The sequence below is a fragment of the Microcoleus sp. FACHB-SPT15 genome (genome assembly GCF_014849525.1).
Classification (GTDB): Bacteria; Cyanobacteriota; Cyanobacteriia; order Cyanobacteriales; family Coleofasciculaceae; genus Symplocastrum; species Symplocastrum torsivum.
Genome location: NZ_JACJNU010000038.1, coordinates 60522 through 83604, shown reverse-complemented (window position 1 = coordinate 83604; position 23083 = coordinate 60522). Strand labels below are relative to the sequence as shown.

Below are 23083 nucleotides of genomic sequence, written 5' to 3'. Positions count from 1 at the left end.
TGGATTGGATATGATTCGCTCATTGAAGGACAGGGCGTGATGTGTGTAACCCCTTTCAACCCCTCTGCTGGTAATGTCTAAGGTTCTCGTCTCCGACACAATTGATCAAGCCGGAATTGATATTCTTTCTCAAGTTGCTCAGGTTGACATCAAAACCAATCTACCGCCTGAGGAGCTAATTGCGATTATTCCGGACTATGATGCCTTGATGATTCGCTCTGGTACACGAGTTACCAAAGAAATCATTGAGGCTGGTAAACAACTAAAAATTATTGGACGCGCTGGTGTTGGTGTTGATAACGTCGATGTGCCAGCGGCTACCCGTCAGGGAATTGTTGTTGTTAATTCTCCTGAAGGGAATACAATTGCCGCTGCTGAACACGCACTGGCAATGATGCTGTCCCTATCTCGCCATATCCCTGACGCTAATCAGTCCGTCAAAAACAACCAATGGGATCGCAAAAGCTTTATCGGAACAGAAGTTTATAAGAAAACATTGGGTGTCGTTGGGTTAGGGAAAATTGGCTCCCATGTTGCAACAGTGGCACGAGCGATGGGAATGAGGTTGCTGGCGTATGACCCGTTCATTTCTCTGGAACGGGCAGATCAGATAGGCTGTCTCCTCGTTGATATGGATATGCTTTTGCAGCAATCTGACTACATCACGCTGCATATGCCGAAGACCCCAGAAACCACTCATCTGATTGATGCCGAGGCACTGGCGAAGATGAAGCCCACGGCTCGAATCATCAACTGTGCCAGAGGCGGTATTATTGATGAGCAAGCCCTGTTTGAGGCGTTGGAAGCAGGTAAGATTGCGGGCGCAGCATTGGATGTGTTTGAGTCAGAACCACTGGAAGATTCTCCGTTGCGATCGCTTGGGAAAGAAATGGTTCTCACTCCCCACTTAGGTGCCTCAACCGCAGAAGCGCAAGTGAATGTGGCAATTGATGTCGCTGAGCAAATTCGTGATGTCCTTTTGGGCTTACCCGCACGTTCAGCGGTCAATATTCCAGGACTCTCGCCAAATGTTCTCGAAGAACTCCGACCCTACATGCAGTTGGCTGAAACCTTGGGTAACTTGGTGGGACAGCTATCGGGTGGACGAATTGAGATGTTGAATGTTCACCTCCAGGGGGAACTCGCAACAAATAATAGCCAACCGTTAGTAGTTGCTGCGCTCAAAGGCTTGCTGTCTCAGGCACTGCGAGAGCGCGTCAACTATGTGAATGCCAGCATTGAAGCGAAAGAACGGGGAATTCGAGTCATTGAAACGCGGGATGCCTCGATTCGGGACTACTCCGGTGGGTCATTACATTTATCTGCGATCGGTTCCCTAGGCGAACATTCGGTAACGGGGGCACTGTTGGGTGATGGTGAAATCCACATCACAAGTGTTGATGAGTTCCCGGTGAATGTTCCTCCCAGTCGCTATATGCTGTTTACCTTGCACCGTGATATGCCAGGGATTATTGGTAAAATCGGCTCTCTGTTGGGCAGTTTTAATGTCAATATCGCTAGTATGCAGGTTGGTCGCAAGATTGTCCGGGGTGACGCTGTAATGGTATTGAGTATTGATGACCCGTTACCGGAAGGAATTTTGTCAGAGATTACGAAGGTTCCGGGAATTCGAGATGCTTACACGGTAACTTTGTAGTTATTTGGTTGTTGGTGGTTAGTTGTTAGAAGCAAGATTAGCAGAGTTACCTGTCGTTCTATAGCTAAGGGATAATAGCTAATTTCTAACAACTAATAACTAATAACTAATAACTAACAACAAATATGGCAAACAGCTGGTGGGAAATTCAGATTCTCTGCGACCCAGCGTTGGAGGATTTAATCTTCTGGCGATTGGAAATGTTTGGCTGTCGCGGCACATCAAGTGAAACGAAAGGGCATTTGCAACTCATCGGTGCATATTTGCCCCAGATGCAGGCACAGTTGTTGGATTTGGCAGCGCTTTCTCTGTGGTTGCGTCAAGATGCCCTAACGGTAGGACTGCCAGTGCCAGTAACGCAGTGGCACCTGATTGATGAAGAAGATTGGGCAAGTAGTTGGAAGCAACACTGGGAACCGCAAGAAATAGGTGATCGCTTATTAATTTACCCAGCTTGGTTGCCAATCCCAGAATCCTCAGAACGATTGCTGTTACGCCTTGACCCTGGTGCGGCATTTGGAACAGGTACCCATGCAACCACTCAGTTGTGCTTGGAGGCGTTGGAAATGCGCGTCACTGAGGATAGCAACTCTGTGATCGCGGATATTGGTTGTGGTTCTGGCATTCTCTCAATTGGAGCTGTGTTATTGGGGGCGAAGAAGGTTTATGCGGTAGATATTGACCCCTTAGCTGTGCAGGCAGCCCACAGTAACCGCGACTTGAATCAAATTACTGAAGAGCATCTTGTGGTAGGAAAGGGGAGTGTTGAGCTATTGCCGCAGCTTACTGATGGTAAACCTGTTAATGGGATTCTCTGCAATATTTTGGCAGAGGTGATTATTGATTTAATCCCAGCGATCACTGAAATCGCTGCGCCTGAGTGTTGGGGAGTCATGAGCGGTATTTTGTTAGATCAAGCAAAACCAATTGCCGATACCCTAGAACAACACAACTGGATTGTCGCAACGCTTTGGAGGCGTCAAGATTGGTGTTGCTTTAATATTAGGCGGTCTTGAATTGTTGGTTGTTGGTTTTTGGTCGTTGGTTTTTGGTTGTTAGGCAATCTTTCAATGACTGCTATAAATTCCTCCCAACTTCCCCTGCCACAAAGATTCTTGAATTGGTCTTAGAGGGGACAGGGAGTTTAAGGATAAAAAGCGATCGCCTGTTTCCCCTCTACTGATTGACGTGCTGCGTCTGCCACTTTTAGGGCATATAAACTAGCTGCTGCTGACACATACAGAGGTGTTCCTTCAACTAAGTAATCCAACACCATGCCTGTGTCCTTCCCAAACAAGCCACGTCGCCCACCGACTTCAATGGGTATCCGTTCTTCTCCCCGAATCAGACTACCTTGATCACCCTCAAAAACCAGCGTTCCTTGCTCACCATGTACCTCAAAATTGCGTAAACCTTGCCAGAATACTTCCCCTTTCCCATAAGTGACTTCTGCAATGAGATTATTGGTAAAGCGCAGTTGAGCGGTACACAGACAAGCCTTGTAATAATCAGAAGCCTCCCAAAACCGAGACTGACAACTCACTGTTGTGACATTGCCGAACAAGTCAGTAAATCGTTGAATTCGGGAAAGGGCACCACTTAAGGGAAAGCCAAATTGTTCTGGGTGATAAGTCCAGCGCCTTGGTGCAGGATGCTGAGGCATGATAGTGATGTAACGGGCATAAAATGGATTACCAATCTCTGGTAAGGCTTGCCGAAGTGCTTGATGTAAGCCGCCTAATAATTCAATATGCTCAACATGAAGTAGCTTTCCTTGAGCTTCGGCAAGAGCAATCAGCGACTCAGCTTCTACGGGATCGAGGGAAAGAGGATATTCGACAACAACGTGCTTCCCAGCCTCAAGGGCAGCTTGTGCGATCGCACCATGGTCACGATTAATGGTACAAATTATCACCAAGTCTAAATCAGGATGCTCTACCAACTGCTGCCAGGAATCTAAAGCTATGGCTTCGTGGTTCCTCGCAAACTCTTGAGTTTTTTCAGGTGTATGACCACTAACCGCCACTAAATGCGATCTCGAATCGCTCTGCAAGGCTTCCGCCCGTAGCTTCGCGGCAAACCCAGTTCCAACAAGACCAGCTCTAATAGGAAGAGAAGGAGTATTAATCTGCGTCACTAGTAGTACCCAAGAATTTGGAGGTCATTTACTACCATTTCATCATTAGACTATTCAGGGCAAGTTAGCTTTATCAGGAATCAAAGTTATGGCAATCAGCAGTCAGCTTTCAGCGGTCAGCTTTGGGTCAAATTCCCCTACTCTTTCTAGTGCCGCCACAAAGCAATACCGCCCAATAAGCCAGATATATTAGGGACAATTTTGACATTGGGTGGTAGCTCGATAGTGATTTTCTTAGTTTCACCACCACCAATGTAGAGGTAGTCGTAGTTAAATAGATGCTCAAGCGAGGCGATCGCTTTTTCTAAGCGACTGTTCCATTTTTTTTGCCCCCCCTTCTCCAACGCCGCACGCCCTAGCTGCTGCTCATAGGTTTCTTCTTTACGAAACTCATGATGCCCCATTTCCAAATTTGGCACCAGCTTTCCATCTAAGAATAGAGCAGAGCCAAAGCCTGTACCTAGAGTAATTACCAATTCCACCCCTTTCCCAGAAATGGCTCCCAATCCTTGCATATCGGCATCATTAATCACACGAACTGGCTTATCTAAACGCTGAGATAACGCCGTTGCCAAGTCAAACCCAACCCAATCTGGATCTAAGTTCACGGCTGTTTCTGTGACACCACCACGCACTACACCAGGGAAGCCCACCGACACCCGATGAAACTCCCCTTGTCCTGCTGCTAGATTTGCGATCGCATCAATCACCGCATCTGGCTTAGGGGGTTGCGGTGTTTCTACGCGGCGACGTTCTGTCAAGGCATTGCCAGCTTCATCTAAAACCATTGCCTTAACGCCACTGCCGCCAATATCCACAGTAAGAGTGCGGATTGAGCTATCTGCTTGAGCCATTTGGATAGTCCCTCTTTAGGGCTGAGATCTGCTTTTCCTTCCAGTGTAGGGGGCTTTAGGGAGCGGTCAGCTTTCAGCTTTCAGCTTTCAGCTTTCAGCTTTCAGCTTTTTAAGAAAGCCTGCCCTGTCTTCAGATAAAACATCAAACCTGACAAAGGCTTCTACTTTATCCTCGCCCAAGTTGTGGCTTGTAGGTAACTTTTTCTCTGGCTGATAGCTGAAAGCTGACCGCTAAAAGCTTCATTGCTGCATTAATTTTTGCTTAGCTTTTTCAGAACGCGCCTCAGCACTATCCATCACTTCAGCCATCTTTTCGAGGACTTCGCCTGGATAGTTTTCAAGAACTCTGGTGGACAGAGAAATGCGACCTTTTGCTTCATCCAAGTCAATAATTAACGCTTTTATAGGCTGACCAATTTGGAATACAGCCGGGAGGGATTCAATAAAGCTTTGACTGACTTGCTTAATGTGTAGTAAGCCTGTGATGCCTTCAAAATCAATAAAGGCACCGAAAGGCTTAATTGAAACAATCTTGCCTTCTACCAGTTGCCCTAACTCTAGCTGATTGAAATTAGCAGAGCGAGTGGCTTCGCGCTGAGAAAGCACTAGCTTTTTGCGATCGCGATCCACTTCCAGAAACGTTGCGGTGAGGGTTTGACCAATTAACGATTCTAAGTTTTCTCGCTCACTCAAATGCGATCGCGGAATGAATCCACGCAATCCACGCACATCCACTGTGACACCACCTTTATTCACCGCAGAAACGGTCACCTGTAGTGATTTACCATCCTCCTGTAGCTGTGCTAACTCATCCCACACCAGCTTCTCTTCCAACTGACGCCGTGAAAGCGTTACCTGTCCATCCGCATCCTGTTCCTGAATGATCAGGAAATCCATCTCCTCCCGCAACGGCAGTATCTCAGCCCAATCTCCTGTCAGTTTTACTGAAACTTCATTGATTGGCACATACGCTAAAGACTTGCCGCCAATGTCAATATACGCACCATCATTCTCGTAGTTGTGTACCCGACCACGCACCACTTGTCCTTGTTTAAACTCGTAGTCGTGTTGTTCCAAGGCTTTAGCAAAGTCATCCATCGTAAACGATGAACTGCTGGCTTGAGAACGGGTTGATTTTGAATTCATGACAATTACTTTGCAAAAAGAAGAGAAAAAGGGTTAATAATTACCTGCTTAGGTCAGCAAGCGTGAGGCAAAGATACAAGACACCGACCTTAACGAAGTTCCTGCCTAAACAGATGCTTCACTTGATCCCAGGCATCAAAGGCGGCTGCCTTATTGTAGCTAGCTCGTTGATCACAGAAGAAGCCGTGGTCTGCTCCTTCATAGCGAAAAATACGGTGAAGTACTTGGTGTTCGTTGAGTGCGTCTTCGATTTGGTCTACCTGTTCAGCCGGGATACTAGCATCATCCATTCCAAAGAAGGCATAGAGTGTCTTGCCTCCCTTAATGTCTTTGGTTCGTGTAATAGTAGGCTCACCACCACCCGGAGTCATCATTGTAATCCCAGCACCATAGAAAGAAGCTACAGCAGCAATATCGGGTAGGGTCGCGGCAAGATAGGCAACATGACCGCCAAAACAAAAGCCAATACAGCCGATTACATCTGCTTTTGCTGGTGTCTGGCTGATGAGATAATCAATGCTGGCTTTGATGTCACCCAATAGTTCTTCTGCTTTGGTTTGAGCTTTATATTCCTTCCCAACTTGAATGTCTTCGGGGGTGTAGCCAGTTTCAAATCCAGGAGCTTGCCGATGGAAAAGTGCGGGTGCGATCGCAACATAACCTTCTTTTGCGAATCGTTCGGTGACATCACGGATATGGCTATTTACCCCAAAAATTTCCTGCAGTACCACAATTCCTGGAGCTGATTCTACCCCCACTGGCATTGCCAGGTACGCTGGAATTTCTAGATTGCCATTGGTAATTTTGACTGAATCTGTTTGAATTTCTCTATTCGCCATAATAAGGATGTGATGGTTACTCGACGCTCTGTTGATGTTAGAGCGGCTAGCCTCTATCGAGTTATTGGCTTGCTAAGCGCTACAGGAACTTAAGTCTAATTTTAACTCTAAGCTACCCTCTGTTTCTAAAACTTTAGAATTGAATTTATTTTTCAAGTGTATGCCATTAATCAATAGCGGTTTTCAGCAGTTTTATTGCACAATCATTAAATGAATTACTCAATTATTTAAATTGTGTAAACATTGGGTTTATTAAGTATATCTGCATGGAATAAATTATACAATAAGCTAGTAATTTATTAGATTTTACTAGTCTTTGGACAAAATCTGTGCAAACTATTAATTCAATTTAAATTAACTTGCTTATCAAGGTTTTGAATTTGAGAATAGTAAGTTAATAGCATAGAGTAGCCACTGCTGAAGTAAGCTGAAAAAGTTTAATATTGAAGTAAGTGGATATAGATAAACCTCACTGGAGGCTTGTCCGTTTGACCCACTACCAACCAGTGACTCATTCCTACCTACGTTTATTTACAGCTCTTACTTACCCTCGCCCCTTGTTCTTAACTTCAGCTATGATGCTTTGTCACATAGGTTGGGTTTGTAGCTAGCCAATCCTACAGAAACCTAGTGCTGAGTAAGAATAAGCGCGACATTAGACAAAATAGTTGTTGTAAATAGTGCCCATGATAGAACTACCACTCTTATTGATTTACCAGTTCGCTTTGGAGACTCGGTAATGGTTCAGTATCATATTCAGCCAGACAGCGAAATCCCGGCTTCTAAGCAGCTATTTGACCAAATTCAGTTTGCGATCGCCTCCCGCCAATATCCCCCTGGTCATCGACTGCCAAGTACGCGGCAGTTGGCAATGATTACAGGTCTACACCGCAATACGATTAGCAAGGTCTATCGGCAACTAGAAGAAACAGGTTTAGTAGAATCCCAAGCAGGCTCAGGCATTTATGTTAAAGCACAAGGTCATGAGGGTGGTACACAACGCCAGTCTCCTATCCTGAATCAATATCCTGAAGCCTATAAAGTTGTGCAACAGAGCCTTGATGACCTATTAGGACAAGGTTGCTCCCTCAGCGAAGCAAGAGAATTGTTTCTAGCGGAAATTGACTGGCGATTGCGCTGTAGTGCGCGGGTACTTGTTACCGTTGAGTCGCGAGATTTGGGTGCAGGTGAATTGATGGTGCAGGAACTTGAACAAGCATTAGGAATTCCTGTGCAGTTGGTACCGATGGAGGAACTCTCCGAAGCACTGGATTTAACCAACTCTGGTACGGTGGTAACTAGCCGCTACTTTATTGGACAAGCCGAAGCGATCGCAGCTCCCAAATCGGTTCGCGTTATCCCCGTAGATATCTACGACTACGCTAAAGAAATCCAAATTATTCAACGCCTACCCAATAATAGCTGTCTGGGTGTCGTGAGTCTGAGCGTCGGTATTCTACGGATTGTGGAAGTGATCATCCACAGTCTGCGGGGCGATGACATCCTCCTGATGACGGCGCAGGTTAAAGATGCCTACAAACTCAACGCTCTGGTTCGCAGCGCTCAGACCATTATTAGCGACCAAGCAAGTTATCAAACAGTCAAAGCCGCAATCTTAGCAGCCAGAGAGGACATTATTCGTCCCCCAGAACTCATCCTTTGTGAGAATTACATCGGCAGTAAGTCGATTAACTTGCTCAAGCGCGAACTAGGTTTAGGTTAACGTCACTTCTGCTCAGCACAACAGTAGCTTCTTGCAGAACAAGTGAGGGACAAGGCCTATTTAATTTGTCCCGATCGCTAATCTCCAATCCCCAGTTTCCAGTTGACCGTTAACTGTCAATTGCACCATGCTAAGTTTATTTTCACTACTAGTGAAGAGGAAAGACGATGACAACTGAAATGCCTTCAACACTGGGATTAAAAGAAAGTATTGAGCAGCGTCGTGCTGCCAGAGCTTTTCGCAGTGACCCCATTCCCGACCCGATTTTACGAGAAATCTTGCGGTTAGGTGTTCGCTCACCATCTGGTTATAATCTACAGCCTTGGCGCTTTGTGGTTGTGAGGGAGCAAGAGAATAAGGAGAAACTCAAAGCTTGTGCCTTTAATCAGCGGCAAGTTAGCGAAGCACCAGTAGTCTTAATTTGCTGCGGTGACAGACGAGTGGGAGACTCAGACTACATCGAATCAGTTATCCAATTAGGTATGGAGGTAGGTGGAGTAAACGAGCAGTTTGCGAATGTGATGCGTGAGCAAATCCCTGCTTTGTTTGAATACCATTCCTCCTTTGAAAACGTTGAAGCTTGGACAAACCGCCACACGATGCTAGCTGTTGCTCATATCATGATTGTGGCAAAGAGCTTTGGTGTCGATAGTTGCCCAATGGAAGGGTTTGTTAGCGCTCAAGTGAAAGAAGCCTTTCAGATTCCAGAGGAAGTCGATGTCTGTTGTCTGCTACCACTAGGTTATGCGGCTGAGCCATTCAAGGCATATGGTGGGCGCTTTGAGATTGACCAGGTTTTCTTTGCTGAAAGTTACGGTGAGTATTTCGAGCTATAGGAACATCAAGAGACTTCTTGCAAAGGTACTTGTATTCAGGCGGTGTTGGAAGGGCGATCGCATCTCTATCAAAACAGCTAGGGTAGAGAATAACCAGACTCTACCCTAGTTAGTATGCAGAGGACTTTCTCGAAAACTAACAAGCAACGCGATCGCGCCCGATTATGGCAAGTCCCCTATCTGCAAGGGATAGATATTTTGCACGCCCATTATGTCACGCAATCCTTCACCCGTCATGCTCATGATGCTTTTGTCATTAGCGTGATTGATCAAGGAAAGGGAGATTTTTGGTACCGGGGCAGTCTGAGGAATTCATCAGCGGGATGTGTTGGATTGCTGAATCCTGCGGAACCCCACACCGGACATGTAGTGAGCGATTGCGGCTGGGCTTATCGGGCACTTTACGTCGATCCAGACGTGATTTTTAAACTTGCTCGCGATATTACTGACAAGCCTTGGCAGGGTTGCTGGTTTCCTCAGCCGATCATCTATGATGAACAGCTTGCCCAACGGCTGCGGCGTTTGCATCACACCCTGAGTTGTTCTGGAAGACTAGAGTGTGAATCTGAATTCTTAGCCGTTTTGTCTCACCTACTGTTGCGCTATGCAGAACATCCCCCAGTTGGGCAACAGCTTGGGCAGGAACACAAAGCAATTGTTCAGGTGCGAGACTATATTGATGCTCACTATGCAGAAAATATCTCCCTGCAAACCTTAGCTGATATTGCTCAACTCAATCCCTTCTATCTCTCCCAGGTTTTCCGCAAAGCCGTTGGGCTACCCCCTCATGTTTATCTCAATCAGGTGCGGGTGTCTCATGCCAAAGCATTAATTTTAGCTGGAGAAGCGATCGCTCAGGCAGCTTACGCAACAGGTTTTGTTGACCAAAGTCATTTAACTCGACGGTTTAAGCAAATTTTTGGCATCACACCGGGACAACTGGTTAGATCCGCCGCTTAGTAATCCACCTCAAGAATGTACAAGATCGCTACCTGTGTTGTCTGCAAAGGTAGAGACAGTTCTTACCAGAGGTGCCTGATGGTCAAACCATCGAACGAACGCAGCAAGCAGCAGGGGACAGATCATGTCGTTGCGTCAACGAAAAGCGGTTCTACAGCTAGTCAACCTTTGACACTGATCTACCTCAAGTTGACGGGAATGACAGTCATTTGGGGTGGGACATTTATTGCAGGACGAGCAGTTGTTCAAACGGTAGGGCCATTCTCAGTGGCTTTCTGTCGTTATGCGATCGCTACATTGCTCCTACTCCTCCTCTCGTTCAAACTTGAAGGAGGACTGCCACGGTTGCGGCAACATCATCTATTGCCGATTGTCATGCTGGGCTTGAGTGGCATCTTTGCCTACAATGCCTTCTTTTTCTTGGGATTGCAGACTGTTCCGGCAAGCCGAGCTTCTCTAATTGTCACGATTAACCCAACCGTGATTGCTCTGTGTGCTGCCCTCCTGTTTAACGAGCGGCTTACTCCGATTCGGTTGACTGGAATTGGTGCAGCGCTTTTAGGCGCGGCAATTGTAATTAGTCAGGGAAATCCTCTTGCAATTCTGGCACAGGGAGTTACGGCGGGAGATTTGTTCTTGCTTGGCTGTGTTGGGACTTGGGTGATTTACACGCTAGTTGGAAAGCAGGTTATAAAAACGCTGTCTCCCTTGGCGGCAACAACCTATGCTTGCCTAGTAGGAACGCCACTATTTCTAATCCCTGCTATTCGAGAAGGACTCCTACAAAACTGGCAAACCTTTTCTTTTACAGTTTGGTTAGGGATTTTGTATCTTGCCGTTTTGGGAACAGTGGCAGCGTTTTGCTGGTACTACGAAGGACTAAATGCGATCGGGGCGACAAAAGCCTCCATTTTTATCAATCTTGTACCTGTGGTTGCAGTACTCCTTGCAATTGTTTTACTGAACGAACCGCTTACTCCTGCTTTGATTCTTGGCGGAGTACTCGTAGTTGTGGGTGTTTCACTAACCAATCGTAAATAAGTCAATCTTTGTAACAGGACGAACCTACTGTTAAAAAGACTTGATAAATGTGGCTGCACTGTTAAAAAATAAGCAATGGTTGTTAGGTAATCTTAAAAGTTGTCGCGCCTATTCCAAATTAGCAATTTGTTGAGCAAACCAAGTCGCGGCACTGCCATTTGTACCCTCATTTAGAAGTGCTAAAGTTTGCTCTAGTAAGGAAATAGGTAATCCTTCGAGCGTTAATGATTGAGTACATTCCTTATACTTACAATTTTGCTGCAACTGAAACGCAATTACCCGTTGCCCCCGAACATCAACTACCCAATACTCAGGAATTCCAAAATCAGCATAGAGTTGTTTTTTCTCGTCTAAATCAGTTGCCAAAGTAGTGTCTGCAATTTCGCCAACTAAGTTAGGAACTCGCCATTGATTTAAATCAATGCGACGTGATTCTCCTGTTTTCCAGCGGGGGTAATCTTCACCTAAATAAAGCACTAGATCGGGCGCACCTGCTTTTGTATTAGGTTTTTCTATCAAGCAACGCCCTAGCGAACTAAATATCTGTTCTGGTTTCTGGTTGAACCAGATAAAAAACAACATAGTAAATAGATCGCTAATAGTAGCGTGATTAATTCCTTCTCCACCCATGTCAATAACTAAAAGATATCCCTGATGAAAAAACAGCCTTACCCTCTCTGTCGTTGGATCATCACGGTAGGTTAAGTACTCTTCCCAGGTAGCAGGTTTCCATATATGTAAAGTCTTTGTGGGGTTTGTCTCAATGACTGTAGGGATTGAGGCAGTCATGGCACTGACGCTGATTAGGGTTGTAGAGAAATTATAGCGATCGCTCTTTTCAATCGCTGAGCATATGGTTGCCGTGCATCATTGACGCTGCTTATAAGGCTAGTTAGGATCGAAAAAATCTTGATAATCTTAGTTATCCGTGAAGAAGCCACAGGCTATTAAGCTACTTGAGGGTGAAGGATGGACAAAAGCAGACGCTATCCGAGCTGTAGAAGTAATTGACTTCAATACCAATCCTGATGAGCTTACCATTCGCAGAGCTATTTCGTCATTTTCCGGTTCTGAACTAATTAAGCGTCAGCGTCTTCAAGCTGCTCAGAAAGCTCTTGTAACGAAGAAAACCAAAGAAATTGAGCGAAAGGATAAGGAATATGCTGTCCAAATTGCTCGACTTGAGAAGGAGCAAAAACCGAAATCAGAGAGAGGTGAAGCTGAAATTCAAGACTTGGTTTCTAAAAATCAGACCCTAGAAGTTGAAGTTAAGACTTTACTTTCTCAAAACAATGAACTAATTGACGTAAACAATCAACTTAAAAAAGATAATAAAGCTTTAAAAAACTTAGTCGATCAAATTAAGCTCCAGCTCGCGAAGGATACAAAAAAGCTTCTGCAATATGAAGATAGTGAAATTAGGAAAGCACTAGTTAAACTGTTCAAATGGACACTAGGCTAAGGAACTAAGCCAATGACAAAGAAAAACAACAAAGCTAAGAAGTTTCAGGAGATGAGTTATCGCGAGGTTCAACGTGCTAACTCGAAGGAGCGAAGTAAACTCCAGAAAGAAGACCAAAGGTGGTTGAAAGATAATGGTTACAGAAATGTTGGCTGGGATAATATCATCAATCTTCATGAAAAAACTAAGGAGTTCCTAGATAAATATCAATTAAAAGATTTAACAATTGAAGAATTGTTTTTAGAAGCTGATCGAATTGGGAATAAATATCTAACTAGTCAAGAGATAGAAAATTTTAATCAAAGGTTATCTAAAGAAGTCGAGGGAATTAACGACGAGATCGATAAACAGTTCCCTGATACAGAGATTGAAATCATTGATTTCAGTGGCAAGACTAACAATAGCTCTCGGAATAATTACAATCAAAAGTCACATAAAATTGTCAAATTTTAGCGAGAGACACTGTGAACCTTGAAGACAAAGAACTTAAGGAATTATTTGAGCTTGCAGACAAAATTGGTAAAAGGCGATATCACAAACTAACTTCTCAAGATTTTGAGAATTATAGGAAATTTGATTACTGGCGGTATGTTAATGGTGATTATGAGTGTGGAACAACCCAGGAAAGCAAAGAATGGGTGAAAGACCATTCAGACTGGTACTGTCCAATCTGTGGAGAAAAGTACTCTGAAAAGGGTGGTAAGACAATCGATCACAAGCTACCTCGATCACAGTATCCCTGGTTGGCAATGGAAGTCAAGAATTTGTGGGTCATTTGCCAAGTTTGTAACAAAGAAAAGGGTGAGATGCATTGGTACGAGTATGAACACTATATGTTCGTTCATCATCTCGATCTCTATCTTGATGTGAAGGTTGCACGTCCTAGCCAGTTGCTCCAATCTCTAAAAGATTAAACAAACCAGCGTGATCACCTATCGCCGTCAATTGGATTCATGCCCGTTAAGGCGATCGCAAATAGGCAGCTACATCTCATCCAAGATGGCTCAAAACTATGCGATCGCCTTTTCAACTACCTGTAATCTTGGGATTGAATAGTCCACAAGCGAACCTCAGAACGCTTAAACCTATGAAAAAATTGTTACCTTCTTCCATTAAGGACATTGAGGATGTTGCCCACCATTAGCGCAGATAAACTTAATTTGCTTAGCATCTAAATTCTTAGCTTTGGCAAAATTAACACCCTTAACGCGAGCAGCCGTTGCGGCAGATGGTGGTTTTTCTAGGAATTGATTCGACTGTCCTGGTGTTGCAGCAGCAAAGGTGACTCCCAGAAAATCAGCTCCCGTTAGATTAGCGCCCTGCAAGTTTGCTGCACTTAGATTGGAGTTGCGGAGGTTGGCATTTTGCAACTGGGCATTGCTAAGATTTGCCTCAACTAATTTAGTAGCGCTGAGGTCAGCCTCTCGGAGATTAGCATTGCTCAAATTCGCTCTCGAAAGGTCTGCGCCTTGCCAGTTGGATTGACTCAAATCAGCGTAGGAGAAGTCTCCTCCCATGGCATTAGCCTGTCCTAAACGTGCGCCATGCAGATTGGACAAGCCTAACTTTGCCTGTCCCAAATTTGCACCAGTCAGGCTAGCATTTTCAAGCATAGCTTGCTGTAAGTCAGCGCCAATGAGCTGTGTGCTGCTGAGGTTAGCACCTCCCAAATGGCTGTTGGATAAGTTTGCTTGGTTGAGAGTTGCCCGAACGAAATTGGTACGATTCATCGGGACATTGCTGAGATTTGCACCTGTGAGGTCAGCTTCTTTGAGGTCAGCACCGCTCAAATCGGCAAGTGAATCATCAAAGGTACCAAAGCGCTGGTCTTCACCAGCACCGTAGAAGCGGCTGTTGCGTAGACTGGCATTGGATAAGATTGCAGAGCGAAAGTTGATGCCGGATAAGTCAAGGTTATCTAGAACTAGAGTGAATTGAGCTGCCCCACTATTCACTTGCCCTAGGTTAGTACGGCTGAGGTCAGCGTTGTGGGTTTGACCTGCGTAGACTGTGAGAATTTTTGCGATCGCTCGACTCGTTGCTCGTTGTCGTAAGGCTACTATTTGCAACTCTTTTGCCGCACCCCGCCGCTTTAACGTCTCTTGGTCATTTTGTAGGGATTGATTTAAGCGTCGCAAAGCGGGTAATGATTCTGGCCCTGTACTCACCAACGCTTGCTGAATCGCATCAATCAGCGTGGGTGTCCTTTCCTGACCTAGCATATCAACCAGCAAAGGAACAGCACGCGAATCATCCAGCCGTGCTAATGCCAAGAGTGCGCCTCTTCGCTCCTCTAAAGCCGTTGGGGAAGTCGAGCTTAACTGTTTAACTAGCGCCAGAAATACTTCGTTATCCTGTTGTTTAAACTCTCGTCGATTTGCCTGACTTTGGATGTAGATTTGGGTACCAACAAACGTTCCCAATACAGATGCCATTCCCGCAAACGCGATAATCAGCAGCGTTAAACCCGGATGGCGGCGCATCCACAACCATAGATTTAGCGATCGCCGATTCGGTTGTTGTGAAGTCAGAACAATGGTTGTAACCGTTCGCTCAGGTCTTTGACTTGTGGTGGTATCTTCAGAAGGCGACTGCCAACCGTTTTCTACTTCCAGCGTGACGAACTGCTCATGTCCTCGCCGAGGGTGAAAACGTTCTGAATAAGGTGGTACACGACCCGCCTCAACAACATAGGTTCCTGCTAGCCGATCGTGCAAGGTACGCCGTCGAGAGTTGAACAAGGCACTCGCACTCTCGGCTAAGAGCATTAATCCTGCTAGTCCCAGCAAAATCCCAATATCAGGAAAAGCTCCCGTATAGCGCCAGAGAAGATAAGCCGTTCCGACTGGTATTCCCCAACGTCCTACTCCCTCACGCCAAATCACACGTAGCAATCCGGGCGCTGTCCCATATGCAGTAACAACTTGAATTCCCAACCAGTCTTTTGGAGTCGTTTTCCCCGTTTTTCCCAGCCGATAGAGCTGCCAGCTTACTACTACCACTGGCATGACCAATGCACCACACCAAAATAAATTGGTCAAGGGGGCGACTTGCCGAGTGTGTAGCTCACGTAACGGATAGGCTAGCGTTTCGGCGATCGCTTCCTCTGTAGAAGCTAGCACTGGGTTTAGGGGAACAGGTTGAGCCGTCGAATGCTCTTTGGCATACAACCCAATACTGTACGGAACTAACGCACTCGCGGCAACCAGCGAGACTTCCATTAGAACAGCCGCGCAACGTCGGGTTACAAGGGGTAACGCCAAGTGGAGTCGCAGCGGAAACGACTGACCAACCTCTTGACTTTTGCTTCTTTTAATGCTGGGGCTAGCCATACTCAGATCTCACGCCACGCTGAAAGAGTTTGCACTTACTTCGATGACTTGGAGGTAACGAAGAATTTATACACCAAGTACAGTATTACTCCCAAAATGGCAAGACTGATCAGGGAAGCGACCAACTGTAGCACACTTCTCAAAATGGCAAAGCCAACAACTGCCGCGACGATACCGACAGCCACTTTCCCCCCACTCGGAAGGCGGTTAAACCAATTGGCAACCTGACTCAACACAGATTTCTCCGGTTGAGACTGATTAACATTACGAGTTAGAAGCGGCTGCCCCAACTGGTTATCGACCGTTGGTATTCGGTCTTTATCCAATTCCGTTTCTAGCTCCTGAAGTCTACGCTCGTAGTCTCGATTTTCTTGAGGATTCATCTTAAGATTCGCTGCTTGCCTGGGACTCAAGTTTGGTTAGATAACTATTGCTATCACAACCAAAGGAGCATCTGGTGTGATTGTAACGTGCGTTAGCTTAACAAAATTCTTTAAGTTCAGTGAAATACTTATAAAGTGTAGAAAGCTGTAGAGTCTGATGTCGATAGTGACAGTTATGAAAGAGGAACAGCTATTCTCTCAAATGTTAAGTAATTTAGGACAATTGTATTAGAAAGACTGGAGGCAGAACCAGGGGATGACAAGGTTAATAACTTGATAGGAAGTGGTACATCCCGCCCCGCTTCCTCCTCGTATTAAGACTCGACGAGGTTTTTAGCGGTAAGAATGTAATGAAAATACTTAAGTCCTCGATCGCTATTCCCGCCGCATTGGCGATGCTCTTGACGAGTGCTGGTGCTGTTCGCAGTCAGCCGATACAAATTACGCCAGGGTTCCAGCCTGATCCAATGGTTGTTACAGGCACCTCTGGCGGCTCACAATCAGGTAAAGGCTGCGGTATGACAGGAGCAACACCCAATCATGTCGTTAGATTAGACAATAACTTCAACTACTTGCGCTTCAGCCTACAAAGTACAGGTCAACCGACACTGTTGATTGAGGCACCTAGTGGAAATTCCTGTTTGCAAGCCGATAGTTTCTCTGGAGGAACGATTCAAGCACCAGGCTATTGGGAAAAAGGCACCTACTCAATCTATATAGGCGATCGCGCTGGTGGTCAAAATCCATACACGCTCTCGATCACTCAAACTCGTTAAGCTGTTGGTTGTTAGTTGTTGGTTGTTAGTCGTTAGTGGGAAGCCTACTAACGATTAATTGCTAATCTTCAATCTGCTTAACTGATACTTCTACTGCTTCAACATCAATCGTACCGGGAGGTGTCAAACGGTTAAAATGCCCCTGTTCAACTCGTAGGGGTTCTCCACAACTGGGACATTGACATTCCGTTTGGTTAAACCCAGTAAACTCATAGGTACAAACTGGGCACTTATCTTCAACGAGATTGCGTCTCAACCACCAGCGAAACACAAACCACCCAATTACAGGTGAAATCAGTACTAATCCAATCAGAATCAAAAACCCGTTGACCACCCAGCCCAAGCCAACCGCTCCTAGCAACAAAAACGTTGTTAAGAGCGTGAGCCAACAGCCCATGCCAGATAGGTTAAGCCGAAAAGTTTTAGGGATGTCCTGGTTCACAGTAACGAAGATTTCATGATGGTATGGGATACCTCCATCCTAGTTCAGATTCGTCTTTACCTGAGATTGGGAATTGGTGATTGGGAATTGGGAATTGGGAATTGGGAATTGGGAATTTCAAGAGTCTTTGTCAACAACCCTCCTCTAAGAAAAAAAGGTAGAGAGAGCAGAGGAGGCAGGGGAGTCTAATCTCGAATTACTAAGGGAGTATCCGATTCTCCAATCCCTATTCCCCATTCCCCCTATTTAGAAGCTGTTTTAACTGCCGAGTGAGTGCTTCTTTCCCAAATCGGGCAAGGGACTGTTCTCGTAACCACTGACTATTACAGCGCTGGTCATTGCCTTTAAGAATTTCGATACAAGCAGAAGCAACCGCTTCGGGATTTCTGTGGGGGACTTGCCAGCCAAGATGCCCATCCTGTAGGGGGTCAGCGGAACCATCAGCATCACCAGCCAGCACTGGTTTACCACAAGCCATTGCTTCTAGATAGACAATGCCAAAACCTTCTTGAGAGGGCATGATGTAGGCATCAGCAAGGCGGTAGTGTTCTACAAGATCGGCGGTGGGGACGAAACCCGCAAAGATAACGCGATCGCTAACCTCCAAATCTTTCGCCAGTTGCGCTAGTCTTGGTTGGTCATCACCACGACCAATAACTAGATATTTAACATTCGGGAAAACTTTTGCGATCGCAGGTATTGCTCGAATCGTGACATCGACACCCTTGTAAATATCACCCGACCACAGTCGCGCTACGGTCATCAGCACCTTGGCACCTGCTATACTATACCGTGCGATTAATTCGGGTGATTTAGAGCCAGGGGTAAAGACCTCGCCATCCACTACACAAGGCAACATCTGGACTTTCTGGGTATTCAAGTCATTAGCCGCACAAAGGCGATCGCGACTATAACGGCTAATTGTCCAAATTTCTGTCGCTGCTGCTAGGGCACTATGTTCACGATTTGGCAAGCGATACCAAACTTCTTTCCCATAGGTCAATACTGTATAGGGAACACCCCGCCATTGACACAATAGCTGAGTTAGTGGTGCTAGCTTAATATGTCCACAGTAAACATGACTAGGACATCGCCGCCAAAAACACCAGCTAAGTGCCATTGCTAACCTCAAACGTCCTAGTAGAGGTAGCCGAGTTTCCAGGTAATGAAATTTAAGTGGGTAGGTATCCAAGGGATTTTCGCAGTTAGGACTATCCCTGAGCAAAAACACCTCAGCTGTAGTTTGTCCTGTTTGAGAAGTTAGGGACAAGTAGGCTTGTAAAATATCTTTGACATAGGACTGAATGCCTCCTTCACACTTAAAAATTTCTAGAAAAATAAAGATGTGGTCAGTTGTGCCTTTAATCGTCTGACCTCCAAATTTCCTAACTGTTTAAGATAGACTTTCATGGGGATTACTCACGAACGTTGCGATGAAAATTCTTCTTCCCTACTACCTAACACCTATCTTCAACTTAGACACCATGAGACTAAAGCTCACAACAAATGGATGAAAATCCTTCTGCCTTCTGCCTTATTTTCAAGTTAGAGGCTACTGCAAATCAATAGACAATTCCTACCATCTTGACAGCGTTCATAGATAACGTGATCAGCAAGGCGTCTAAGTAGAAACCACCCATACCCACCAATGCAGAGAGTTCCTGGCATAGGTTCCACTAAATTATTTGGATCAAAAGGCTCTCCATAATCCCAGATCCGAATTTCTATCCGCTCATCCCAGATAGCTAGCTCGATTTCAATTGCTGTTTCGGAGGGTAATTTGTGATGAGCATGGCGAACAGCATTAGTAAATCCTTCTGTCAGAGCTAAATTCAAGTGAGCGAATGAATGAGAAGAGCTGTTGATCCGAGAGATATAGTTTGAACAATTTTGTGCAAACCATCCGTTTAAGTCAGTGATGACATTCAGATCGCTTTTGACTTTGAGGCGCTCAAATAATAACATCCCTTTGCTCGACTTTTTGCTGAGCCTACCTTACAGCAGCTTACTAGAAATTGAAAAGTAAACAACCATATTACCGATTGTTTTAAATAATTACTATTAACCTAAAGATAAGAGCAAAAAAACTTAGCTTACTCTGTAAACTCCCATCAAGTGGCTTTTAGTAAATTCTGCACGGATACCAGTGATGCTCATTTTGCATAGACACCCTGAGCTTTTTGTAGAGCAGCTCACTCTCAAATAGGATAGTTTTCCAACTGAGGTAGTTATGTATCGCTAATTTAATGCTACCTCAATAGGTATAAAGAAGAATATTAATAAAAATAAAGATAGGGGAATGTTTTCAATTTGAAGCAACTAACAAATTTGATGGCATGAATGATGAAGGGTGCTTCCCCTCACCCTCTAATTTTTAAACGTTGATATTCAGAACTTACAAAAAACTGATGCCTGTTAATGTCTTTTGGCAGTACATCCGTACAGCTAAAACATCAACAGGCATTGAGGTGAGCGATCGCTTTCTTAAAACAGACCCCAGGTCAGGGATTTGTCGATTGGTAAGGTTGCGCCAACACCCAACCAGATCGTAACAAGGGTGCCAATCAAGAACACTGTAGTCGCTACAGGACGACGGAATGGGTTCTGAAACTTGTTCACGTTCTCAATGAAGGGAACCAAAATCATACCCAAAGGAATGCCAGCCATGCAAGCAACACCCAACAGTTTGTTCGGTAGCGTGCGTAGAATTTGGAAAACTGGGAATAGATACCATTCGGGGAGGATTTCTAAAGGCGTTGCGAACGGATCGGCTGGTTCACCAACCGTTGCTGGGTCAAGCACCGCCAAACCAATACACAGCGCAATCGTCCCCATAATGACGATAGGGAAGGTATAAAGAAGGTCGTTTGGCCAAGCGGGTTCACCGTAGTAGTTGTGACCCATCCCTTTGGCAAGCTTTTCACGTAATTTTGGATCAGCTAGATCCGGCTTTTTGAGAATTGACATCGTAGATTATTCTCCTTAATCAACAAAGATCAGCAAGCAGGAGGCAGTTAGCGTTTAGCTCTTAGAAGATTATCAGGCAAGATAAATGATGACTAAGGACTAATGGCTAACTGCAACGTATTAATTTACAAGGGACCAGAAATACCTTGTTTGCGGATCATGATGAAATGTAACAGCATGAAGACCGCAATCAGCCAAGGCAAAACAAAGGTATGAGCACTGTAGTAACGAGTAAGGGTAGCTTGACCAACGCTACTGCCACCGCGTACTAGATCGGCCATAAAAGTACCGACAAAAGGAATTGCCTCAGGAACACCAGAGACAATTTTGACAGCCCAGTAGCCGATTTGGTCCCAAGGCAGCGAATACCCGGTAACACCAAAAGAAACCGTGATTACTGCCAGGATTACACCAGTCACCCAAGTCAACTCACGGGGCTTTTTGAAACCGCCAGTGAGGTACACACGGAACGTGTGCAAAATCATCATCAGCACCATCATGCTGGCAGACCAGCGGTGAATAGAGCGGATGAGCCAGCCGAAGTTGACTTCCGTCATTAAGTACTGCACGGAGGAGAATGCCTCGGTGACCGTTGGTCTATAGTAAAAGGTCATTGCAAACCCAGTAGCAAACTGGATTAGGAAGCAAACGAGAGTAATCCCACCCAGGCAGTAAAAAATATTAACGTGCGGAGGTACATACTTTGTGGTAACGTCGTCGGCAATTGCCTGAATTTCTAGACGCTCCTCAAACCAGTTGAAGGCTTTTGAGTCGGTTATCTGCTTTGAAAACATGAAGCCAGAATTCCTAAAAGGATATTGCTGTTTTTGACGTAGTTAACGCTCGATTGGCAGTCTGCCACCGAGGAAATTGATTATGGCTTTGGGTGAGGGGAGACACACCAATAAAGCTGAGCTTACACAAATCTGATCAGGAACGCTGACCCGGTTTGATGTCCACTATACAAGAAATGTAACATAGCTTGTCAGAGGTAGACATTGCTGTTGAAGTAACTCTCAAAGGTCTGCCCGCGAAGTGTGCCTTAAGGGTTACGACAGGGGGGATGCTGTTGACGACTGACGGTTGCTTGTTGAAGTGTGAACTATGAACCGTCAACAGTCTACGGTAGTTTATTTCAAGAGATCGCGTCGTCCCTAGGCTCTGCCACACTGACAATTTAGGGAATTAAAGCCTGAAGTGAAAATTTTAGTCATGCACAAACGAGCTTTCTGGGTTGGAGTTTTACTAATCTGCCAAATCATCTTCTCATCGGCATGGTGGACAGCACCAGCATCTGCTTTTACAGAGGAGCAAAAGATTTTCTCGCAAGCGTGGCGAATCGTCTCTCAAGCGTATATAGATGACACGTTTAATGATCAAAATTGGTGGGCATTACGAGAAAAAACGTTGAAACAGCGGCTAGATAATCGCGAAGCGACCTATGCAGCGATTCAAAAAATGCTAGAGAGTCTTGACGACCCTTTCACACGACTCTTGAAGCCCAACCAGTATCGCAGTTTACAGGTCAATACCTCCGGAGAACTATCGGGTGTAGGACTACAAATTGCTCTGGATGCTGAGACGGGAGAATTAGAAGTAATTGCCCCAATTGCTGGGTCACCCGCTGATCAGGCAGGAATTAGCCCACGCGATCGCATCCTGGAAATTGATGGTGTACTAACTTCAGAACTCACTCTCGATGAAGCCGCCTCTCGGATGCGCGGCCCCATTGGTACGACAGTTACTCTGAGAATTCAAGGTGATGATGGGAAGCCAAAGTCAATCGAACTGGTACGCGATCGCATCGCTCTCAACCCAGTTTATGCCGTCTTAGATACCCACCCTGGTAGTACCCCAGTTGGTTACATTCGCCTGACCCAGTTCAGTGCCAATGCCCCGACTGAAGTCGCTGACGCGATTAATCAACTCGAAGAACAGGGCGCAGATGCTTATGTCCTTGACCTACGAAATAATCCCGGTGGTCTGTTGCAAGCTGGTATCGAAATTGCTCGTCTCTGGTTGGACAAAGGAACAGTTGTTTATACCGTTAACCGACAGGGAATGCTAGGTAGTTTTGAAGCCAATGGCCCGGCACTAACGGAAGACCCTTTAGTAGTCTTAGTCAACCAAGGAAGTGCCAGCGCTAGTGAGATTCTCGCTGGAGCATTACAGGATAACGGGAGAGCTAAACTAGTTGGTGAAAAAACCTTTGGCAAAGGCTTAATCCAGTCATTATTTGACCTATCGGATGGGTCAGGATTAGCCGTAACTGTTGCCAAGTACGAAACACCAAACCACCATGATATTCATAAACTAGGCATCACCCCAGACTTTCAGGTGCCGTTAGAACAAATAACGTTCAATCAAGTCGGCACAACAGCAGATGGTCAATATCAAGCAGCTATAGAGTTTCTGGCATCCAACTCCGTAGTGGCTGATGCTGTAAGTAACTAAGCTTGTTGTCCAGTTAACCTCATCGCACGTCATTAAGGGCGTGGGATGAGGTTAACGTGTTGTTAGCTTCAAAG

24 protein-coding genes are annotated in these 23083 nt (G+C 45.4%); 12 read left to right on the top strand and 12 right to left on the bottom strand.

Features of this window, described 5'->3' with window-relative positions; all coding sequences use genetic code 11:
- The first annotated feature begins 73 nt into the window (after nt 1–73).
- The gene (gene serA, locus H6F98_RS13225) at nt 74–1657 is read left to right on the top strand and encodes a phosphoglycerate dehydrogenase (RefSeq protein ID WP_192219154.1); all 1584 of its coding nucleotides are present in this window, start codon (nt 74–76) and stop codon (nt 1655–1657) included.
- 125 nt (nt 1658–1782) lie between these two features.
- Nucleotides 1783–2673, top strand: a complete 891-nt coding sequence (prmA, locus tag H6F98_RS13220) for a 50S ribosomal protein L11 methyltransferase (RefSeq protein ID WP_192219153.1) — start codon at nt 1783–1785, stop codon at nt 2671–2673.
- Nucleotides 2674–2801: 128 nt separating this feature from the next.
- On the opposite strand, the gene H6F98_RS13215 is transcribed toward prmA, so the two are convergent.
- The 4 genes from H6F98_RS13215 to H6F98_RS13200 all read right to left on the bottom strand — a co-directional run bounded on the left by H6F98_RS13215 (nt 2802) and on the right by H6F98_RS13200 (nt 6633).
- Nucleotides 2802–3794 (bottom strand): Gfo/Idh/MocA family oxidoreductase, encoded by a 993-nt coding sequence (locus H6F98_RS13215; protein WP_192219152.1) that lies wholly within the window; start codon nt 3792–3794, stop codon nt 2802–2804.
- Between the two features lie 146 nt (nt 3795–3940).
- Complete coding sequence (locus H6F98_RS13210; RefSeq protein WP_192219151.1) at nt 3941–4648, bottom strand: ROK family protein; 708 nt, start codon at nt 4646–4648, stop codon at nt 3941–3943.
- 240 nt (nt 4649–4888) lie between these two features.
- The gene (locus H6F98_RS13205) at nt 4889–5794 is read right to left on the bottom strand and encodes a S1 RNA-binding domain-containing protein (RefSeq protein ID WP_192219150.1); all 906 of its coding nucleotides are present in this window, start codon (nt 5792–5794) and stop codon (nt 4889–4891) included.
- Nucleotides 5795–5883: 89 nt separating this feature from the next.
- Nucleotides 5884–6633: a dienelactone hydrolase family protein gene (locus H6F98_RS13200; protein WP_192219149.1), complete on the bottom strand. Its 750-nt coding sequence runs from the start codon at nt 6631–6633 to the stop codon at nt 5884–5886.
- A gap of 739 nt (nt 6634–7372) precedes the next feature.
- On the opposite strand from H6F98_RS13200, the gene H6F98_RS13195 reads away from it, so the two are divergent.
- The 4 genes from H6F98_RS13195 to H6F98_RS13180 all read left to right on the top strand — a co-directional run bounded on the left by H6F98_RS13195 (nt 7373) and on the right by H6F98_RS13180 (nt 11193).
- Nucleotides 7373–8356: a GntR family transcriptional regulator gene (locus tag H6F98_RS13195; RefSeq protein ID WP_192219148.1), complete on the top strand. Its 984-nt coding sequence runs from the start codon at nt 7373–7375 to the stop codon at nt 8354–8356.
- 167 nt (nt 8357–8523) lie between these two features.
- The gene (locus H6F98_RS13190) at nt 8524–9192 is read left to right on the top strand and encodes a nitroreductase family protein (RefSeq protein ID WP_192219147.1); all 669 of its coding nucleotides are present in this window, start codon (nt 8524–8526) and stop codon (nt 9190–9192) included.
- Between the two features lie 114 nt (nt 9193–9306).
- Nucleotides 9307–10152 (top strand): AraC family transcriptional regulator, encoded by an 846-nt coding sequence (locus tag H6F98_RS13185; RefSeq protein WP_192219146.1) that lies wholly within the window; start codon nt 9307–9309, stop codon nt 10150–10152.
- Nucleotides 10153–10230: 78 nt separating this feature from the next.
- Nucleotides 10231–11193 (top strand): DMT family transporter, encoded by a 963-nt coding sequence (locus tag H6F98_RS13180; RefSeq protein ID WP_199348448.1) that lies wholly within the window; start codon nt 10231–10233, stop codon nt 11191–11193.
- A gap of 108 nt (nt 11194–11301) precedes the next feature.
- On the opposite strand, the gene H6F98_RS13175 is transcribed toward H6F98_RS13180, so the two are convergent.
- Entirely contained in the window at nt 11302–11982 is a 681-nt protein-coding gene (locus H6F98_RS13175) for a Uma2 family endonuclease (RefSeq protein ID WP_192219145.1), read from the bottom strand.
- Between the two features lie 139 nt (nt 11983–12121).
- Here H6F98_RS13175 and H6F98_RS13170 point away from each other — a divergent pair, with 139 nt between their 5' ends.
- Genes H6F98_RS13170 through H6F98_RS34060 form a run of 4 tightly spaced genes read left to right on the top strand, consistent with a single transcriptional unit; the run spans nt 12122 to nt 13711 of the window.
- The gene (locus H6F98_RS13170; RefSeq protein ID WP_192219144.1) at nt 12122–12655 is read left to right on the top strand and encodes a hypothetical protein; all 534 of its coding nucleotides are present in this window, start codon (nt 12122–12124) and stop codon (nt 12653–12655) included.
- A gap of 12 nt (nt 12656–12667) precedes the next feature.
- The gene (locus H6F98_RS13165; protein ID WP_199348447.1) at nt 12668–13108 is read left to right on the top strand and encodes a hypothetical protein; all 441 of its coding nucleotides are present in this window, start codon (nt 12668–12670) and stop codon (nt 13106–13108) included.
- Between the two features lie 11 nt (nt 13109–13119).
- A complete protein-coding gene (locus H6F98_RS34455) occupies nt 13120–13569 on the top strand; it encodes an HNH endonuclease (RefSeq protein ID WP_192219143.1) in 450 nt (149 codons plus the stop codon).
- Between the two features lie 10 nt (nt 13570–13579).
- The gene (locus H6F98_RS34060) at nt 13580–13711 is read left to right on the top strand and encodes a hypothetical protein (protein WP_277927573.1); all 132 of its coding nucleotides are present in this window, start codon (nt 13580–13582) and stop codon (nt 13709–13711) included.
- Between the two features lie 56 nt (nt 13712–13767).
- Here the strand turns inward: H6F98_RS34060 and H6F98_RS13155 are convergent, their stop codons facing one another.
- The gene (locus H6F98_RS13155; protein ID WP_192219142.1) at nt 13768–15987 is read right to left on the bottom strand and encodes a pentapeptide repeat-containing protein; all 2220 of its coding nucleotides are present in this window, start codon (nt 15985–15987) and stop codon (nt 13768–13770) included.
- A gap of 35 nt (nt 15988–16022) precedes the next feature.
- On the bottom strand, nt 16023–16370 hold the full coding sequence (locus tag H6F98_RS13150; protein ID WP_192219141.1) for a hypothetical protein: 348 nt from the start codon (nt 16368–16370) through the stop codon (nt 16023–16025).
- Nucleotides 16371–16720: 350 nt separating this feature from the next.
- Here H6F98_RS13150 and H6F98_RS13145 point away from each other — a divergent pair, with 350 nt between their 5' ends.
- Nucleotides 16721–17146, top strand: coding sequence for a hypothetical protein (locus H6F98_RS13145; RefSeq protein ID WP_192219140.1), 426 nt, complete (start codon nt 16721–16723; stop codon nt 17144–17146).
- Nucleotides 17147–17207: 61 nt separating this feature from the next.
- Here H6F98_RS13145 and H6F98_RS13140 read toward each other — a convergent pair whose 3' ends face one another.
- The 5 genes from H6F98_RS13140 to petB form a co-directional block, all read right to left on the bottom strand.
- Nucleotides 17208–17588, bottom strand: coding sequence for a hypothetical protein (locus tag H6F98_RS13140; RefSeq protein WP_192219139.1), 381 nt, complete (start codon nt 17586–17588; stop codon nt 17208–17210).
- A 226-nt stretch (nt 17589–17814) separates the two neighbouring features.
- A complete protein-coding gene (locus H6F98_RS13135; protein WP_192219195.1) occupies nt 17815–18954 on the bottom strand; it encodes a glycosyltransferase family 4 protein in 1140 nt (379 codons plus the stop codon).
- Between the two features lie 179 nt (nt 18955–19133).
- Entirely contained in the window at nt 19134–19553 is a 420-nt protein-coding gene (locus H6F98_RS13130; RefSeq protein ID WP_192219138.1) for an ATP-binding protein, read from the bottom strand.
- A gap of 519 nt (nt 19554–20072) precedes the next feature.
- A complete protein-coding gene (petD, locus tag H6F98_RS13125) occupies nt 20073–20555 on the bottom strand; it encodes a cytochrome b6-f complex subunit IV (protein ID WP_192219137.1) in 483 nt (160 codons plus the stop codon).
- Between the two features lie 125 nt (nt 20556–20680).
- Nucleotides 20681–21349, bottom strand: coding sequence for a cytochrome b6 (gene petB / locus H6F98_RS13120; protein ID WP_192219136.1), 669 nt, complete (start codon nt 21347–21349; stop codon nt 20681–20683).
- A 418-nt stretch (nt 21350–21767) separates the two neighbouring features.
- Here petB and ctpA point away from each other — a divergent pair, with 418 nt between their 5' ends.
- Complete coding sequence (gene ctpA / locus H6F98_RS13115) at nt 21768–23009, top strand: carboxyl-terminal processing protease CtpA (protein WP_192219135.1); 1242 nt, start codon at nt 21768–21770, stop codon at nt 23007–23009.
- Nucleotides 23010–23083: the final 74 nt, after the last annotated feature.